The 16,654-nt window shown below is 71.9% G+C and carries 15 protein-coding genes; 8 read left to right on the top strand and 7 right to left on the bottom strand.

What is annotated here, in order from left to right:
- Positions 1–352 precede the first annotated feature (352 nt).
- The 3 genes from ACFV9O_RS27155 (at position 353) to ACFV9O_RS27145 (ending at position 4,311) form a co-directional block, all read left to right on the top strand.
- Complete coding sequence (locus tag ACFV9O_RS27155) at positions 353–1,525, top strand: acyl-CoA dehydrogenase family protein (protein WP_385422199.1); 1,173 nt, start codon at positions 353–355, stop codon at positions 1,523–1,525.
- Between the two features lie 512 nt (positions 1,526–2,037).
- Positions 2,038–3,156, top strand: a complete 1,119-nt coding sequence (locus ACFV9O_RS27150; RefSeq protein WP_385422197.1) for a hypothetical protein — start codon at positions 2,038–2,040, stop codon at positions 3,154–3,156.
- 78 nt (positions 3,157–3,234) lie between these two features.
- Entirely contained in the window at positions 3,235–4,311 is a 1,077-nt protein-coding gene (locus ACFV9O_RS27145) for a phosphotransferase family protein (RefSeq protein ID WP_385422195.1), read from the top strand.
- A gap of 20 nt (positions 4,312–4,331) precedes the next feature.
- On the opposite strand, the gene ACFV9O_RS27140 is transcribed toward ACFV9O_RS27145, so the two are convergent.
- Entirely contained in the window at positions 4,332–4,736 is a 405-nt protein-coding gene (locus tag ACFV9O_RS27140; protein ID WP_385422193.1) for a hypothetical protein, read from the bottom strand.
- A 204-nt stretch (positions 4,737–4,940) separates the two neighbouring features.
- Here ACFV9O_RS27140 and ACFV9O_RS27135 point away from each other — a divergent pair, with 204 nt between their 5' ends.
- The 4 genes from ACFV9O_RS27135 to fxsA all read left to right on the top strand — a co-directional run bounded on the left by ACFV9O_RS27135 (position 4,941) and on the right by fxsA (position 8,983).
- Positions 4,941–5,381: an Lrp/AsnC family transcriptional regulator gene (locus ACFV9O_RS27135; RefSeq protein WP_385422191.1), complete on the top strand. Its 441-nt coding sequence runs from the start codon at positions 4,941–4,943 to the stop codon at positions 5,379–5,381.
- A 10-nt stretch (positions 5,382–5,391) separates the two neighbouring features.
- Positions 5,392–7,014, top strand: a complete 1,623-nt coding sequence (locus ACFV9O_RS27130; protein ID WP_385422189.1) for an amidohydrolase — start codon at positions 5,392–5,394, stop codon at positions 7,012–7,014.
- A 557-nt stretch (positions 7,015–7,571) separates the two neighbouring features.
- The gene (locus ACFV9O_RS27125) at positions 7,572–8,351 is read left to right on the top strand and encodes a polyprenol monophosphomannose synthase (RefSeq protein ID WP_385422187.1); all 780 of its coding nucleotides are present in this window, start codon (positions 7,572–7,574) and stop codon (positions 8,349–8,351) included.
- Positions 8,352–8,398: 47 nt separating this feature from the next.
- Complete coding sequence (gene fxsA, locus ACFV9O_RS27120; protein WP_385422185.1) at positions 8,399–8,983, top strand: FxsA family membrane protein; 585 nt, start codon at positions 8,399–8,401, stop codon at positions 8,981–8,983.
- Positions 8,984–9,166: 183 nt separating this feature from the next.
- On the opposite strand, the gene ACFV9O_RS27115 is transcribed toward fxsA, so the two are convergent.
- The 4 genes from ACFV9O_RS27115 to ACFV9O_RS27100 form a co-directional block, all read right to left on the bottom strand.
- A complete protein-coding gene (locus ACFV9O_RS27115; RefSeq protein ID WP_003959706.1) occupies positions 9,167–9,541 on the bottom strand; it encodes an RNA polymerase-binding protein RbpA in 375 nt (124 codons plus the stop codon).
- A 269-nt stretch (positions 9,542–9,810) separates the two neighbouring features.
- On the bottom strand, positions 9,811–11,178 hold the full coding sequence (locus tag ACFV9O_RS27110) for an MFS transporter (RefSeq protein ID WP_385422183.1): 1,368 nt from the start codon (positions 11,176–11,178) through the stop codon (positions 9,811–9,813).
- A gap of 61 nt (positions 11,179–11,239) precedes the next feature.
- Complete coding sequence (locus ACFV9O_RS27105; protein ID WP_385422181.1) at positions 11,240–12,013, bottom strand: glycerophosphodiester phosphodiesterase family protein; 774 nt, start codon at positions 12,011–12,013, stop codon at positions 11,240–11,242.
- Entirely contained in the window at positions 12,010–12,687 is a 678-nt protein-coding gene (locus ACFV9O_RS27100) for a YitT family protein (RefSeq protein WP_385422207.1), read from the bottom strand. Before ACFV9O_RS27100 ends, ACFV9O_RS27105 begins: the two co-directional genes overlap by 4 nt.
- A gap of 68 nt (positions 12,688–12,755) precedes the next feature.
- Between ACFV9O_RS27100 and ACFV9O_RS27095 the strand changes: the two genes are divergently transcribed.
- Positions 12,756–14,255 (top strand): PLP-dependent aminotransferase family protein, encoded by a 1,500-nt coding sequence (locus ACFV9O_RS27095; protein WP_385422179.1) that lies wholly within the window; start codon positions 12,756–12,758, stop codon positions 14,253–14,255.
- Between the two features lie 303 nt (positions 14,256–14,558).
- Here the strand turns inward: ACFV9O_RS27095 and ACFV9O_RS27090 are convergent, their stop codons facing one another.
- Positions 14,559–16,139, bottom strand: a complete 1,581-nt coding sequence (locus tag ACFV9O_RS27090) for a hypothetical protein (protein ID WP_385422177.1) — start codon at positions 16,137–16,139, stop codon at positions 14,559–14,561.
- Positions 16,140–16,185: 46 nt separating this feature from the next.
- Positions 16,186–16,380 carry a hypothetical protein gene (locus ACFV9O_RS27085; protein WP_093658158.1) on the bottom strand — a complete coding sequence of 65 codons (195 nt, stop codon included), beginning with the start codon at positions 16,378–16,380 and terminating at the stop codon, positions 16,186–16,188.
- Positions 16,381–16,654 lie beyond the last annotated feature (274 nt).

Genomic DNA, 16,654 nt, shown 5'->3' with positions numbered 1-16,654 from the left:
ACGCTCTCCCCGCCCCATTCCCCCTGCATACGCAGCAGTCTGGCCCCACACCAGTACGCGCGAGGCCAGAACCGAGATTTTCAGTGATCTTCTAGACCACTGAGTCAATGGTTCGGACCAATTCCGAGGAGTGTTCGGGAAGGGCCCGAAGAGTGCCGCGGCAAAGCGGAAGGGAAAATTCCACCCCGTGACGGAAGCCCCCGGATCGGGCATACTCAACCCGCCACAGCCGCTGGTCAGCCACTTCCGTGATCCGGGAGGGCAGCATCGGCGCACCAAGTGACATCCGGCGGCGCCGCCCTACCCTTCGCGCGCGACCGCCGCAGCGCCCGACAGGGAGGAGAGCGCCGTAATGCCCGACCGCGCCCCGCAGCCGGTGGACCGCATGCTGCCCACCGAGGAGTCCAGGGATCTCATCGCCCTGGTCCGAGAGATCGCCCAGCGGGAGATCGCACCCCGCGCGGCCGAGGAGGAGGACGCGGGTCACTTCCCGCGCGACACGTTCGCGCTGCTCTCCGACTCCGGTCTGCTCGGCCTGCCGTACGACTCCGCCTACGGCGGCGGCGGCCAGCCGTACGAGGTCTACCTCCAGGTGCTCGAGGAGCTCGCCGCCGCCCGCCTCACCGTCGGCCTCGGCGTCAGCGTCCACACGCTCGCCTGCCATGCCCTGGCCAACTACGGCACCAAGGAGCAGCAGGCCGAGCACCTCCCCGCGATGCTCGGCGGCGGGCTGCTGGGCGCCTACTGCCTCTCCGAGCCGTCCTCCGGCTCGGACGCCGCCTCCTTGCGGACGAAGGCGGTGCGCGACGGGGGCGACTGGGTGCTCACCGGCACCAAGGCCTGGATCACCCACGGCGGGGTCGCCGACTTCTACACCGTTCTCGCCCGCTCGGGCGGTGAGGGTCCGCGCGGCATCACCGCGTACCTGGTGCCGGGCGACGCGGAGGGCCTGAGCGCTGCCGCGCCCGAGAAGAAGATGGGCATGAAGGGCTCGCCCACGGCTCAGCTGCACTTCGACGGCGTACGCGTCCCGGACGCCCGCCGCGTCGGCGACGAGGGACAGGGCTTCGCGATCGCGCTCTCGGCGCTGGATTCCGGGCGCCTCGGCATCGCGGCCTGCGCCATCGGTGTCGCCCAGGCGGCGCTCGACGAGGCGGTCTCGTACGCCACCGGCAGGCAGCAGTTCGGCCACCCCATCGCGGACTTCCAGGGGCTGCGCTTCATGCTCGCCGATATGGCGACGAAGATCGAGGCGGGCCGCTCGCTGTACCTCGCCGCCGCCCGGCTGAGGGACGCGGGCAGGCCGTTCTCCCAGCAGGCCGCCATGGCCAAGCTGTTCTGCACGGACGCGGCGATGCAGGTGACCACGGACGCGGTCCAGATCCTCGGCGGGTACGGCTACACCGCGGACTTCCCGGTCGAGCGGCTCATGCGCGAGGCCAAGGTGCTCCAGATCGTCGAGGGCACCAATCAGATCCAGCGCATGGTCATCGCCCGTCACCTCGCTGGGCCAGAGTCCCGCTGACCCATCCCGTCCGCCGGGTCCACGCCGGCGCCGCCGTGAGCCTGTTCCACTCCTGGTCACGGCGGCCCGGCAGGGTCCGGCCCGCGCTCGCCCAGTTGCGCAGCAGATCGCGGTAGATAGGCGGATCCGCCGAGTGCGGAACCGATTCTTCCTGACGTGGCGTCGTCAGGCGCCGGCGGCCTGGGCCGCCCAGGGGGTACTGCGGGGTCATGCCCGTCAAAACGTCCGTCGGCCGCGTGGGGTCACCGTCACGCCGATTCGAGCGGCAGTTCGTGTTGTACCCGTCGTGGGGGTACGCGGGCAGAGGTGGCTCCGGCGGGCTCCGGCGTGCCCCGAAGCGGTCGTGCGACGGTCCGGGGACGGCCCCTTACGCGCCTCCGGGGCGGCCGGGGAGCGCTCCGGTCGAACGTGCGCGCACGCTCCGCCCCGCGGGCCCGCGGCGGTGACACGAGTATGGCCCTCGGCGGGCTTTCTGACGTACCGTCAATTCCCCTGCCGACCTGGAGGCCGCCGTGTCAGAGGACCGTCCGATCGCGCTCGACGAGTACCCGATCCACCAGGCTCCGCTCTCGATGAAGCACGTCGTCACGGGCGATCGCAACGCCTACGACCGGTGCATCTTCCATGTCCTCGACCACGAGGGCCGCGCGCTCCTCGTCGCGGGCCTGGGCGTCTACCCCAACGCCGGGATCATCGACGCCCACGCCACCGTCCGCATCGGCGACCAGCTGCACGCCGTACGGGCGTCCGACGCGCTCGGCGACGACCGGATGCGCCTGTCGGTCGGACCGCTGCACATCACGGTCGACGAACCGCTGCGGCGGATCCGGCTGCGCTGCGAGGCCGATCCCGGCGACCCCGGGTCGTTCTCGTACGACATCGTCTGGCAGGCCGACTTCCCGGCCGTATGGGAACCCCACCACGTCCAGCGGCGCGGCGAGCGGCTGATCCTCGAAGGACGCCGCTTCGTGCAGGCCGGTCACTGCACCGGCACGATCCGGGCGGGCGGCGAGGAGTTCACCGTGACGGCGGGGGAGTGGACCGGCACGCGCGACCGCAGCTGGGGGGTGCGGCCCATACCCGGCGAAGAGCCGGGCCGCGCCGACGAGTTCCGCCCGGAGGGCTTCCACTGGCTCTGGGTGCCCGTCCGCTTCGACGACCGCTTCCTGATGGTCATCGCCCAGGAGGACGCCGACGGCCACCGCACCCTCAACGAGGCCGTGCTCGTACGCGCCGGCGCGCGCGACGTCCAGCTCGGCTGGCCCCACACCGACATCACCTACCGGCCTGGCACACGCCACCCCGAGCGTGCGGTCATCCATCTGACCGACCCGGCCCGCAAGCCTCTGGAGCTGGGTGTGGAGACCCTCTGCTCGTCCCCGCTCGCCGTCGGCGCCGGCTACCCGCCCGCCGGCGACTGGCAGCACGGCACGTGGCGGGGCCGCGACTGGACCGACCGCCGGACGTACCACCTCTCGGACCCCGCGGCCCACTCCATGGCCGCCTACGGGGTCACCGACCATGCCGCGCGCTTCACCCTCGAAGGCCGCACCGGCTACGGGATCTTCGAGCACGGCACCTTCGGCCGCCACGACCCGAGCGGCTTCACGGGCTACGACTCGGTCGCGTAGGGGGTGTGCGGTGAGGGCGACGCCCACCCGTGCCCCAGCCCGAACAACCCACCCACCACCCCGCGAGGAGCATCCGCCATGCCCACGGCACCCCGCCCCCGCACCACCACCCGTGACCCGCAGTCGCTCGCTCTCCGGCTGACCGCCTGGCTGGACGCCCGGCTGCCCGGGGCCAAGGTCGCGAACATCCGCGTACCCGAGTCCAACGGCATGTCCAGCGAGACGCTGCTCTTCGACATCGACCACCCTGAACCGCCCCTGCGCGCCTGCGCGTTGCGTCTCGCCGCCGACCCGGACGCGTACACGATCTTCCCCGTCTACGACCTGCGCGCGCAGTACGAGATCATGCGCGGCGTCGCCCGGCACACCGATGTGCCCGTGCCGCGCGTGCTGTGGCTGGAGGAGGATCCGGTGCCGCTGGGCGCACCGTTCTTCGTCATGGAGCGGGTCGACGGCCGCGTGCCGCCGGACGTCATGCCCTATACATACGAGGGCAATTGGCTGCACGCGGCGACCGACGCCGAACGCGCCGACTTGGAGGAGGCCACCGTCTCCCTCATCGCCCGGCTCCACGACCAGTACCCGGTCGCGGCCACGGCCACCGAGGGCAGCGCCCTGAGACGCCACGTGGACGTCCAACGCGACTACTACGGCTGGGTCGTGGACGGGCTGCCGCGCTCACCGCTCATCGAGCGGGCCTTCGACCGGCTGGAGGCGCTCTGGCCCGCCGACGAGGGCCCCGCCGTACAGAACTGGGGCGACGCGCGCATCGGCAACATCATCTACGACGGCTTCGTCCCCGCCGCGGTCCTCGACTGGGAGATGGCCGCGCTCGCCCCGCGCGAGGTCGACCTCGGCTGGACGGTCTACCTGCACCGCTTCTTCCAGGATCTGACCGTCGGCTTCGGCCAGGCCGGACTGCCGGACTTCCTGCGCCGCGACCGCATCGAGCGGCGCTACGCCGAACTCACCGGCCACACACCGCGCGACATGGACTTCTACACCCTCTACGCCGCCCTGCGGCACGCCGTCGTGATGCTGCGCGTGGCGTACCGCCAGGTGCACTTCAAGGAGGTGGAGGTGCCGGAGAACCCGGACCGGATGATCCTGCACCACGACAGCCTCGCCGCCATGGTGCAGGGCACGTACGGGTAGAGCGGACCGGCGGGTGGACCTCAGGCGGCCCGCCGCATCCGGGGCACCTTCATGGGGCGCGAGCCCGGACCGCCGACGTGCGAGAAGGGCTGCGTCCGCCAGTCGAGCCCCTGGGGGAGCGTCAACAGGAGCGCGGTGTCCTGCTCCTGGACCTCGAGGGACTCGTCGGCGGGCCGTGCGTCGACGGACGGCCGGCCGGTCCCGGCACACACCGACAGTACGAACGGATTCCACGGCGTCGGGCACAGTGCGTGCTCCGGCAGCGCGTCCTCGTCGGCGAGCAGCGCGATCGGCTGCGCGCAGTCCGGGCAGATCACCCGGTACATCTCGAACGTGTCGTAGGCGTCGAGCTCGTCGTCCTCGTGGGATGCGACGGATTCAAGAGGCTCCGGTTCGGTACGTCCGGTGCGCTTCACACTCTGCATGGAGATTCTCCCCCTCGGGTGGGCCGACCAGGCACTTGCGGCCTCGACCACACCAAGCACTTCCCTCCGGGCCCCTCGGGTAACCGTGAGGTCTCGACGGACACGGCCCTCGGCCTGTGGTGTTCGTCACATGCCTGCCGCAGGTGCCCGTCCACGACGCATCCGACTGTGCCGGAAGCGACCTGGGGCAATAGGTTGATCCGCATGGAGGAGCTGGATCGTCAGATCGTCGAGTTGCTCGTCAAGGACGGGCGCATGAGCTACACCGACCTGGGCAAGGCCACGGGCCTGTCCACCTCGGCGGTGCATCAGCGCGTCCGGCGGCTCGAGCAGCGCGGCGTCATCCGCGGGTACGCCGCCGTCGTGGACTCGGAGGGGGTCGGGCTGCCGCTCACCGCGTTCATCTCGGTGAAACCCTTCGACCCCAGCGCCCCCGACGACATCGCCGAGCGGCTCGCCGGCGTGCCCGAGATCGAGGCCTGCCACAGCGTCGCCGGCGACGAGAACTACATCCTCAAGGTCCGCGTCGCCACTCCGCTGGAGCTGGAGGAGCTACTGGGGCAGATCCGCTCGCTGGCCGGCGTGTCCACCCGTACGACCGTGGTGCTCTCCACCCCGTACGAGGCACGGCCGCCGCGAATCTAGGCTGTTCCCCATGAGTGAGAGCGCGCCCCCGGCCGAACACCGCACCGTACTGCTGCGCGGTGGTGACGTACACAGCCCCGCCGATCCCTTCGCCACCGCCATGGTCGTGGAGCGCGGGCACATCGCCTGGGTGGGCTCCGAGGGGGCGGCGGACGCCTTCGCGTCCGGCGTCGACGAGGTCATCGACCTGGAGGGCGCCCTCGTCACCCCCGCGTTCGTGGACGCACACGTGCACACCACGGCCACCGGGCTCTCGCTCACCGGCCTCGACCTGTCCGGCGCCGCCTCGCTCGCCGAGTCCGCGGACCGCATCCGCGCGTACGCGGCGGCGCGGCCCACCGACCGCATCCTCATCGGGCACGGCTGGGACGCCTCGCGCTGGCCCGAGCGGCGGCCGCCCCGGCGCGACGAGCTGGACGAGCTCACCGGCGGCCGCCCGCTCTATCTCACCCGTATCGACGTCCATTCGGCCGTCGTCACCACCGCACTGCTGGACCTGGTGCCGGGGGTCCGGAGCATGCCGGGCTTCCGTGACGGTGAGCCGCTGACCGGGGACGCCCACCACGCCGTGCGCTCCGCCGCGTACGCCGCCGTCTCCCCCGAGCAGCGGGCAGCGGCCCAGCGTGCCGCGCTCCGGCACGCCGCATCCCTGGGCATCGGCACCGTCCACGAGTGCGCGGGGCCGGACATCTCGTCCGAGGACGACTTCGTCGGCCTCCTCAAGGCGGCCTCCGACGAGCCGGGTCCGCGCGTCGTCGGCTACTGGGCCGACACGGACGTGGAGCGGGCGCGCGCCCTCGGGGCCGTCGGCGCGGCCGGCGACCTCTTCGCCGACGGCTCGCTCGGCTCGCACACGGCCTGCCTCCACGAGCCCTACGCCGACGCCCCGCACTCCGGAGTCGCCCATCTCGACGCGGCGGCCGTCGCCGCCCATGTCACGGCCTGCACCGAGGCGGGGATCCAGGCCGGCTTCCACGCCATCGGCGACCATGCGATCAGCAATGTCGTCGAGGGAATGCGGGCGGCCGCGGACGCCCTGGGCCTCGCCCGGATCCGGGCCGCCAGGCACCGCGTCGAGCACGCCGAGATGCTCACCCCCGAGACCGTCGCCGCCTTCGCCGAGTACGGACTGACCGCCTCCGTGCAGCCCGCCTTCGACGCGGCCTGGGGCGGTGACACGGGAATGTACGCCCAGCGCCTGGGCATCGAGCGCGCCCGCACCCTCAACCCGTACGCCGCGCTGCTACGCGCCGGTGTCCCGCTCGCCTTCGGCTCGGACAGCCCGGTGACCCCGCTCGACCCCTGGGGCACGGTCCGCGCCGCGGCCTTCCACCGCACGCCCGAGCACCGGATCTCCGTGCGCGCCGCGTTCACCGCCCACACCCGGGGCGGCTGGCGGGCGATCGGCCGGGACGACGCGGGCACCCTGGTGCCCGGCGCGCCCGCCGACTACGCGATCTGGCGCACCGGCGAACTCGTCGTCCAGGCCCCCGACGACCGGGTCGCCCGCTGGTCGACGGACCCCCGTTCCGGCACCCCTGGCCTGCCCGATCTCACCCCCGGCACGGCGCTCCCGGTCTGCCTGCGAACCGTGGTCTTCGGACAAACGGTCTACGTACGACCGAACGAGTGACATCGGGATATTTCGCACCGTCGATCGACGCGCCGAAGGTTCGGTCGCGACCTGCGGATCTTCGTCACTGACCAGCCGATTCGGTCAATCGCCGCAGATCACACGACTGTTGACAGACCGCGGCCGGGGGCCGGTAGGTTCGGCCGAGTCCACCACAGGACGTCCGACCGGTCGAACCTCCACGCAGTCGTCGAACGCCGCTGGGTCATGGGGTGGTGCGCCGCACCGGCGCCCCACCACTGGGAGCCAGGTTCAGCGCTCGCGCCTCGGGGGCGAGGGAAGGTTCCGGCCGGTGGGGGTCCCCCCTGCTCCGCAGGAGCTCGGGGGAAGGTGCGACCCGGGTGGGGCCCGGCGTTCAGTAGACAACGGCTCTCGGTCGACCCGCAGCCAGCGGGTCCCAGGCCGGCCCGAAGGACGCCGGGCCCCGATCCGAAGGACGCCGGACCCGGACCCTGACCCGTTCTCCCATTCGTCCGTGCCGCTTCGTCCGTGCCGCCGTGGTGTCACCACCGGCGCTCGCTATGGTGGGGCTCTGCGTACGGACGTTAGGGGCAGCAGTGAACGACGGTGGTCAGAGGCGGTACGGCCCGCTCGGCAGAGCCTTGGTGATCATCCCCACCTACAACGAGGCGGAGAACATCGAGCCGATCGTCTCGCGGGTGCGCGCAGCGGTGCCGGAGGCCGACATCCTGGTCGCCGACGACAACAGCCCCGACGGCACCGGCAAGATCGCCGACGAGATCGCCGGCGAGGATGCACAGGTGCACGTCCTGCACCGCAAGGGCAAGGAAGGGCTCGGCGCCGCCTATCTCGCGGGGTTCCGCTGGGGCATCGAGCACGGCTACGGCGTCCTCGTCGAGATGGACGCCGACGGCTCCCACCAGCCCGAGGAGCTGCCCCGGCTGCTCACCGCGCTCAAGGGCGCCGACCTCGTCCTCGGTTCCCGCTGGGTCCCCGGCGGCCGGATCGTCAACTGGCCCAAGTCCCGCGAGTTCATCTCCCGGGGCGGCAGCCTCTACTCCCGCGTCCTCCTTGACGTCCCCATCCGCGATGTCACCGGAGGCTTCCGCGCCTTCCGCAAGGAGACCCTGGAAGGCCTCGGCCTGGACGACGTGGCCTCCGCGGGCTACTGCTTCCAGGTCGATCTGGCCCGCCGCGCCGTCGGCGCCGGCTTCCACGTCGTGGAGGTCCCGATCACGTTCGTCGAGCGGGAGCGGGGCGACTCCAAGATGAGCAAGGACATCCTCGTCGAGGCGCTGTGGCGGGTCACCGCCTGGGGCATCGGCTCGCGGGCCAACCGCCTGCTGGGCCGGGGCTCGTCCAAGCGCCCGTCCTGATCTCACCTTTACGCCACTCCGGCCGGCGCCCAGGCACACTGGGGGGCATGACGACCGGCGCACCCACACCGACCGCCCCCAGGCGCTCACGCGCCCGTACCCTCCTTCCCCTCGGCATCGCCGCCTGGCTGGTGCTGGAGATCTGGCTGCTGACGGTCGTGGCCGGAGCGGCCGGCGGGCTCACCGTGTTCGCCCTGCTCGTGGGCGGCGCAGTGCTCGGGGCCGTGGTCATCAAGCGGGCCGGCCGCCGCGCCTTCCGCAATCTCACGGAGACCCTTCAGCGGCAGCAGCCGGGCGTCGCGCCCGCGGCCGCCCCTGGGGACCGCCCGAGCAGCGGCAACGGTCTGCTGATGCTGGGCGGGCTGCTGCTGATGCTGCCCGGTCTGATCTCCGACGCCGTGGGACTGCTGCTGCTCGTGCCGCCGGTCCGTGCGGCTCTGGGGCGTTACGCTGAGAAGTCGCTGGAACGCAGGATGCGGCAGGCCACTCCCGGTTCCCTCGGCGATGCCTTCCGGCAGGCCCGCATTCACCGCCCGGACGGAAAGATCGTGCAGGGTGAGGTCATCCGCGAGGACGTGCCGCCCACGCCGCGCCGCCAGGACGAGAGCACCCGCCCTCCACTGACCCCGTAGTCCGGCCGGTGCGGTGCCGCCTCCCCCGTATCGCACAGGCGGCACCGTGCCGCGCACGCGTACCCGGCGGCGCGTCCGAGGTGCCGCGGGACGTCCGTGCCGAGACGAGAAAAGCCGCGGGCTGCGGCACACCTTCCGTGTGCGGCAGCCCGCGGCTCTTTGTTCTCTATGGGTGGTGCCTCGTTACGCGGACTTCCGGCTGTCGCGCGGGTGCACCGCAATGTTCATGGCGCCGGAGCGCAGGACCGCCAGCCGCTCGGCCAGCACTTCCTCCAGCTCCTCGCGGGTGCGCCGCTCCATGAGCATGTCCCAGTGCGTACGCGCGGGCTTGCCCTTCTTCTCCTCGGGGCCGTCCCCGTCCACCAGGAGTGCCTGGGCGCCGCACGCCTTGCACTCCCACTCCGGCGGAATCTCCGCCTCTACCGAGAACGGCATCTCGAAACGATGTCCGTTCTGGCATGCGTACTCCACCGCCTGGCGCGGGGCCAGATCGATGCCGCGGTCGGTCTCGTAGCTGGTCACCACGAGGCGCGTGCCGCGAAGAGCTCGCTCACTCATGAATCGTGCCTCCCGGGCTTGTCGCCCACAGGACAGGTGTCGCTGTCGTCGTCATCCGGTCAACGTCCGGTCGGCGGTAAAGATTCCCGTTGCATTCCCGTTGCGGGTCATGCGTCGTTGCCCGTCGTGCCGCCCCTTGTTGTACCCACCAGTGCCCGGTTTGTCACATCTGGCAGAAAGTGTCACCCAGCGTTTTGACGTTTTCAGCACGCAGTAACGGTCCGCCTGGCAGGCCAAAGGCGTACACTACCGGCCTTTCACTTCAACGTCTAAATCCGTTCCGGTACGGGGTTCCCCGCAGCCGCCACCGCACGCCGCACCGGGACCCGCGCGAGCAGCACGAATCCCAGTCCGAAGAAGATCACCAACGAGATGATGGCATCCCGGTAGCTTCCCGTCAGCTGGAATGCCAGACCGAACACCAGTGGGCCCAGCCAGCTCAGCCCGCGGTCGCTCATCTCGTACGCGGAGAAGTACTCGGCCTCCTTGCCGCGCGGCACCAGATGCGAGAACAGCGACCGCGACAGCGCCTGGCTGCCGCCGAGCACCAGCCCGATCGCGCCGGCGAGTGCGTAGAACCACACCGGCGTCCGCGCCGGCAGGAAGTACCCGGCCGCCAGGATGAGCGTCCACACCGCGAGCGAGCCGAGGATCGTCCGCTTCGCGCCGTACACCCCGGCCAGCCGTCCCATCCCCAGCGCACCGACCACCGCCAGCACCTGCACCAGCAGCACCGCCGTGATCAGCGTCGTCTGATCCAGCCCCAGCTCCTCCGAGCCGTACACCGACGCCTGCGAAATCACCGTCTGCACCCCGTCGTTGTAGACCAGGTACGCGAGCAGGAACGACAGCGTCAGCGGATACCGGCGCATGTCCCGCAGCGTCGCGACGAGCTGCCGCCAGCCCGCCCCGACCGCACCCTCGCCCGGCGGGAGCCCGTCGCCCGCCGCCAGGCGCCGGTCGCGCAGCCGCCGCAGCGGTACGAGCGTGAACGCACCCCACCACACTCCGGCCGACGCGAGACAGATGCGCACCGCCTCCGACTCGGACAGCCCGAAGGACTCGTGCCCCGTGTACAGCACCAGGTCGAGCACGAGCACGAACGCCCCAGACGTGTAGCCGAAGGCCCAGCCCCGAGAGGACACCGCGTCCCGCTCGTCGGGCTCGGCGATCTGCGGCAGGTACGCGTTGTAGAGCACCATCGATACGGACAGCGACGCGTTCGCGACGATCAGCAGGAACGCGCCCAGCAGATAGCGGTCGCCGTCCAGGAAGAACATGCCCGCCGTGGCGGTGGCCCCCAGATACGCCGAGAGGGCGAGCAGCGGCTTCTTCCGGCCCGTGCGGTCCGCCACGGCGCCCGCGAGCGGCATCACCAGCACCGCCAGCACCACCGAGACGGACACCGCGTACGCGAAGACCGAACCGGCCCGGACCGGGACGCCGAGCGGATGGACGAAGCCCTCCGCGTCCGCCGCGGCCTTGGCGACCGACGTCAGATAGGGACCGAGGAAGACGGTGAGCACGCTCGTGGAATACACGGAGCAGGCAAAGTCGTAGAAGTACCACCCGCGTTGCTGCCCCCGGCGTTCGCCGTCGTCCGGCTCGGCGGTCCGGTCCGCGGTCTCAGCGGTCATGCGGCGCCCCCTCGATCGTCCCCATGGAGAAGAGGCGCGGCGCCCGGACCGTACGGACCGCTCAGACCCAGACTCCCCGGTCGGTCAGTACCGTGCGCAGCGTCTCCAGATGATCGGTCATGATGCCATCGACTCCCAGGTCCAGGAGGGTGGCCATCCGATCCGCGTCGTTCACCGTCCACACGTGCACCTGGAGACCGCGGGCGTGGGCCTCCCGCACGAAGCGCCGGTCCACGACCTTGATGCCACTCTGCGACTCGGGGACCTGCGCGCAGACCGCGCCCGCACGCAGCGCCGCCGGAATGCCGAAGGAGCGCAGCCGCAGCCCCAGCACCCCGCGCACGCCGAACGAGGTCGCCAGCCGCGGGCCCGCGAGCCGGTGCGCCCGCGACACCCGGCTCTCCGAGAACGAGCCGATGCACACCCGGTCCCAGGCCGCCGTGCGCCGCACCAGGTCGACGAGCGGCTCGATCGCGCCCTCGGCCTTGATGTCCACGTTCCAGCGGGCCTCGGGGAACTCCTCCAGCAGCTCCTCGAAGAGCGGCAGCGGCTCCTTGCCCGCGACCCTGGCCCGGCTCACCTCGCTCCACGGCAGGTCCGCGATCCGGCCGCGGGCGTCCGTGACCCGGTCCAGCGTCGAGTCGTGGAAGGCGACCAGCTGCCCGTCGGCTGTGGTGTGCACATCCGTCTCGAAGTAGCGGTAGCCGGTCGCCGCCGCGCGACGGAAGGCGGCGGCCGTGTTCTCCAGCCCGTCGGCCGTGCCGCCGCGGTGCGCGAACGGTATGGGGGAGGGGTGGTCGAGATACGGATGCCGGGGGGGCGATTCGCGGGTCACTTCGGAAGTATGACTCGCTCCGGTGACGCCCCGGCGACCACCCGGCTTCCTTCGTCCGCAGACGGGATGGCGAAAACGCGCAGGAAGAGCTGGGCCAGCGGGCCGATGGACAGGGCGTACACCACCGTGCCGACGCCGACCGATCCGCCCAGGACGAAACCGGTGGCCACGACCGCGACCTCGATCGCAGTGCGGACCAGGCGGATCGAGCGGCCCGTGAGGCGGTGGAGGCCCGTCATCAGGCCGTCGCGCGGGCCCGGGCCGAAGCGGGCGGAGATGTAGAGGCCCGTCGCCACGCCGTTGAGGAGGATCCCGGCGGCCATCACCGGGATCTGGGCGGCGAGACCGTGCGCGTCGGGCACCAGCGCGAGGGTGGCGTCCATCGCGACACCGATGACGAAGACGTTGGAGACCGTGCCGAGGCCCGGCTTCTGGCGGATCGGGATCCACAGGAGCAGGACGGCCGCGCCGACGATGATCGAGACCACGCCGATGGTCAGTCCGGTCCGCTCGGCGAGGCCCTGGTGCAGCACGCCCCACGGTTCGAGGCCGAGCCCGCCACGGACGAGGAGGGCGGAGCTCGCGCCGTACAGCGCGAGGCCGAGATAGAGCTGCAGCAGCCGACGGAACAGCGTGGACAAAATTCTGCCCCCCAGTGGTGAGAGTGGACTGATGCGTGACACTCTGTGGCTGGGAAAGACATGTCAACCATGGCCAATCCGAGGAAGGTGGACTGACTTCCATGGCGCAGTGGACTTCAGCGGTGGGGGCAGCCCAGCTCGCTCGCCAGCTCAACGGGCAGCAACCCCGCCCGGCCGGCCCCGGCACACGCAAGCCGCCCGCCTACCGCGCGCTCGCCGATGGCATCCGGCTCCTCGTCCTCGAGGGCCGGGTGCCGGTCGCCGCGCGGCTGCCCGCCGAGCGCGAACTCGCCGTGGCCCTCGCCGTGAGCCGTACGACGGTGGCGGCGGCGTACGAGGCCCTGCGCGCGGAAGGGTTCCTCGAGTCGCGCAGGGGCGCGGGCAGCTGGACCGCGGTCCCCGCCGGGAACCCCCTGCCCGCGCGAGGTCTGGAGCCCCTGCCGCCGGAGTCGCTCGGCTCCATGATCGACCTCGGCTGCGCGGCCCTGCCGGCCCCCGAGCCGTGGCTGACCCGCGGTGTCCAGGGTGCGCTGGAGGAGCTGCCGCCTTACGCGCACACCCACGGCGACTACCCGGCGGGCCTGCCAGCGCTGCGCCAGATGCTCGCGGACCGGTACACCGAGCGCGGGATCCCGACGATGCCCGAGCAGATCATGGTCACCACGGGTGCGATGGGCGCGATGGACGCGATCTGCCATCTCTTCGCGGGGCGCGGTGAACGCATAGCGGTCGAGTCGCCCTCGTACGCGAACATCCTCCAGCTCATGCGGGAGGCCGGGGCCAGGCTCGTGCCCGTGGCCATGGCCGAGGGGCTCGCGGGCTGGGACCTGCCGCGCTGGCGCCAGGTCCTGCGCGACGCTGCGCCCCGTCTCGCGTACGTGGTCGCCGATTTCCACAACCCCACCGGCGCGCTGGCCGACGAGGAGCAGCGCCGGTCGCTCGTGGACGCCGCGCGGTCGGCGGGGACCGTGCTCGTCGTCGACGAGACGATGTCCGAACTCTGCCTCGATCCGGACCTGGAGATGCCCCGGCCCGTCTGTTCCTTCGACGCGGCGGGCTCGACCGTCATCACGGTCGGCTCGGCCAGCAAGGCGTTCTGGGCGGGCATGCGCATCGGCTGGGTCCGGGCCGCCCCGGACGTCATCCGCTCGCTGGTCGCGGCCCGTGCGTACGCCGACCTCGGCACCCCGGTCCTGGAGCAGTTGGCCGTCAATTGGCTGATGAGCACGGGCGGCTGGGAGAAGGCGGTCGCGGTCCGCCGGGCCCAGGCCCGCGAGAACCGCGACGCCCTGGTCGCGGCCGTCCGCCGGGAACTGCCCGACTGGGAGTTCGACGTCCCGCAGGGCGGCCTGACCCTCTGGGTCCGCGCCGGCGGTCTGTCGGGCTCCCGCCTCGCCGAGGTGGGCGAACGCGTCGGCGTCCGCGTCCCCTCGGGCCCGCGCTTCGGGGTCGACGGGGCGTTCGAGGGTTACGTCCGCCTTCCCTTCACGGTCGGTGGCCCGGTCGCCGAGGAGGCTGCGGTGCGGCTTGCGGCGGCGGCGCGGCTGGTGGAGACGGGGGCGACGACGGGCACGGAGGCGCCGAGGACGTTCGTGGCCTGACGGCCCCGCCGTCCGCGGCGCGGGTGGTTGGGGGTGCGGGGGGCATGGGGCGTGCCCGGTGGCGGAGAGTGAGGGCCGCCCGGAGTGACTGGGCTGCCGGGCGTGCCCGGTGCCGTGGGTGCGGGTCCGGGGCCCTCCGGGCTCGACTCCTCGGGGGCGGCGGCACACAGGTCGCACGGCTTGTTGCCCGGTACTCGCCGCCGCCCCCTGCGGGGCCGACCCTGCACGGCCCCTCCTCGGCCCGGGGGGCGGGTGGTGCCGGTCCGTCGTCGCGGTGCGCGCCACTGCGCGTCGCGACCGCCGTCAGCCCTCGGCCGGGACCGGGGTTCCCGTGGCTTCGGGGGCCGGGGTCGGGTCCGGGATGTCCTCGGCGGACGGAGCCGAGCGTTCCGGGAGGAGGGCGAGGACCGCCTGGCGGTGGGGCTCGCTCGTGGTCTCGTCGTACGGGTCCGGGGTCGCCGGGACCTGGAGGCGCAGGACCGCGGCGGTGCCGAGGCGCACGTACCCGCGGCCCGGCGGGACGTCGGACGTCGGAGTCGTGTGCGGCGGAACGCCCAGCACCGTCTCGACCTGGCCGAGGGTGCTCGGGCCCAGGACGACGCGGGCACGCGTGTGGGTCCGTACCGTCTCGGACAGGAACTCCAGGCTGTCGTACTGGTCGGTCACGACCACCGTCACCGACGCCGCCCGCCCGTGCCTCAGCGGGACCTGGAGCAGTTGCTGCGGGTCGGTGCGCCCGTCCGCCGCGGCGAGGTGGCTGAACACACTGGGCCGGTCGACGAGGATCCACAGCGGACGGCGGGTGTCCTCAGGCGCGGGGTGCCCCGCCTGCCGGGCCCGGTTCGCCGCGATGAGCCGCCGCTCCGTCTCGTGCGCCGCCCACTCCAGGCTCGCCAGTGCCCCGGCGAGCCCGCACTCGACGGCCAGTACGCCCGTCCGCCCCGTCAGGCACGCGTACTCACCGGTGCCGCTGCCCTCCACGATCAGCACATCGCCGTGCGCCAGCGCCTGGAGGGCGATCGAGCGCAGCAGCGTGGTCGTACCGCTCCCGGGCTGGCCGACCGCCAGCAGATGCGGCTCCGTCGAGCGGGGACCGGTGCGCCACACCACCGGCGGGGCGTCCTTGGTCTCGCCGCCGATGACGACCGGCACGGTCCGCTGCACGGCGCCCGCGTCGGTGAAGCCCAGCACCGTCTCCCCGGGAGCGGTGACGAACGGCTGGGCGGCGATCGTGGTGGGGAGCGCGGGCAGCACGCTCATGACCAGCTCGTTGCTCTCCTCGTCCCAGTCGAAGCGGTACTCGCGGCCCCGCCCCGACTTCGCGTGCAGCAGCTGCTCGATGCGGGCGCGCGCGTCGGCCTCGCCGTCGGTGAAGTACGCCGGGTAGCGCACCCGCAGCCGCGTCAGCCGGCCGGAGCCGTCGAACTGGTGGTCGCTGAACGCCTTCGCCCACTCCCCACCGTGGGCGAACAGCGGACTCGGGTCCTCCGGTACGGAGAAGTACGGCACGAGTGCCTCGTAGAGCGCCTTCAGCCGCGCCACCTCCGCCTCGTTGGGCCCGGTCCGCACAGGCGTACGCTCCCGCCCCATCCACCCCGCCAGTCCCATCGTCGCGATCAGGCCGAGCAGCGGCCCGTACGGGACGAGCGTGACCACCAGCACGCAGGCCGCCGCCAGGAAGAGCGTGGGGCCACGTCGGTCCTTCGGCGTGTCGGCCCATTTGCGCCGTCCGGCGGCGGCCAGCAGCCGCAGTCCGCGGCTGATCGTGATGAGTGGTTGGAGGACGTCCGTGGCGTTGTCGGCGGCTGTCCGCGCGAGCTCTCGGCTGCGGGCGATCCGTTCGGTGCCGTTGCTCAGAATGCGGGGGAGTGGTCGCCGGGCCACGTGGTTCTCCTGCTCCTTGAGTTGTGGAAGGGGTGGTGCGGGGGCGTCAGAACTTGATCCCGCCCAGCAGGCTGGCGAGGCTGGCGCCGCCTGCTGTGATGCTCGGGGCGATGGCCGTGCCGGCGAGGTAGAAGCCGAAGAGGGCGCTGACCAGGGCGTGCGACGCCTTCAGCCCGTCCTTCTTGAAGAACAGGAAGACGATGATTCCCAGCAGCACGACGCCTGAGATGGACAGGATCATGAGTTGTTCTCCTGGTTGAGGGGACAGTCACCATGAGTACTTCCAGCCTCACAGGAAGTATCTATGCGATAAAAGGTGCAAACGGGTGAATATCAGCACTTTTCACTCGGATGGCGCACGCCGGTTGGTTGCCTGGGGCGCGTTGATCTTTGCCGTGGACGGGCGCGGTCATGTCGCGCCACGGGCAGTACCCTGTCGATTCACTCGTACGTGCTGCCCGACCGCACTCGGCACCCGTACCCAGACCACCCAGCACCAGGTCAACGCAGCGGAA

Source organism: Streptomyces sp. NPDC059909, assembly GCF_042730885.1.
Lineage (GTDB): Bacteria > Actinomycetota > Actinomycetes > Streptomycetales > Streptomycetaceae > Streptomyces.
This window is presented reverse-complemented; position numbering and strand designations above follow the sequence as displayed.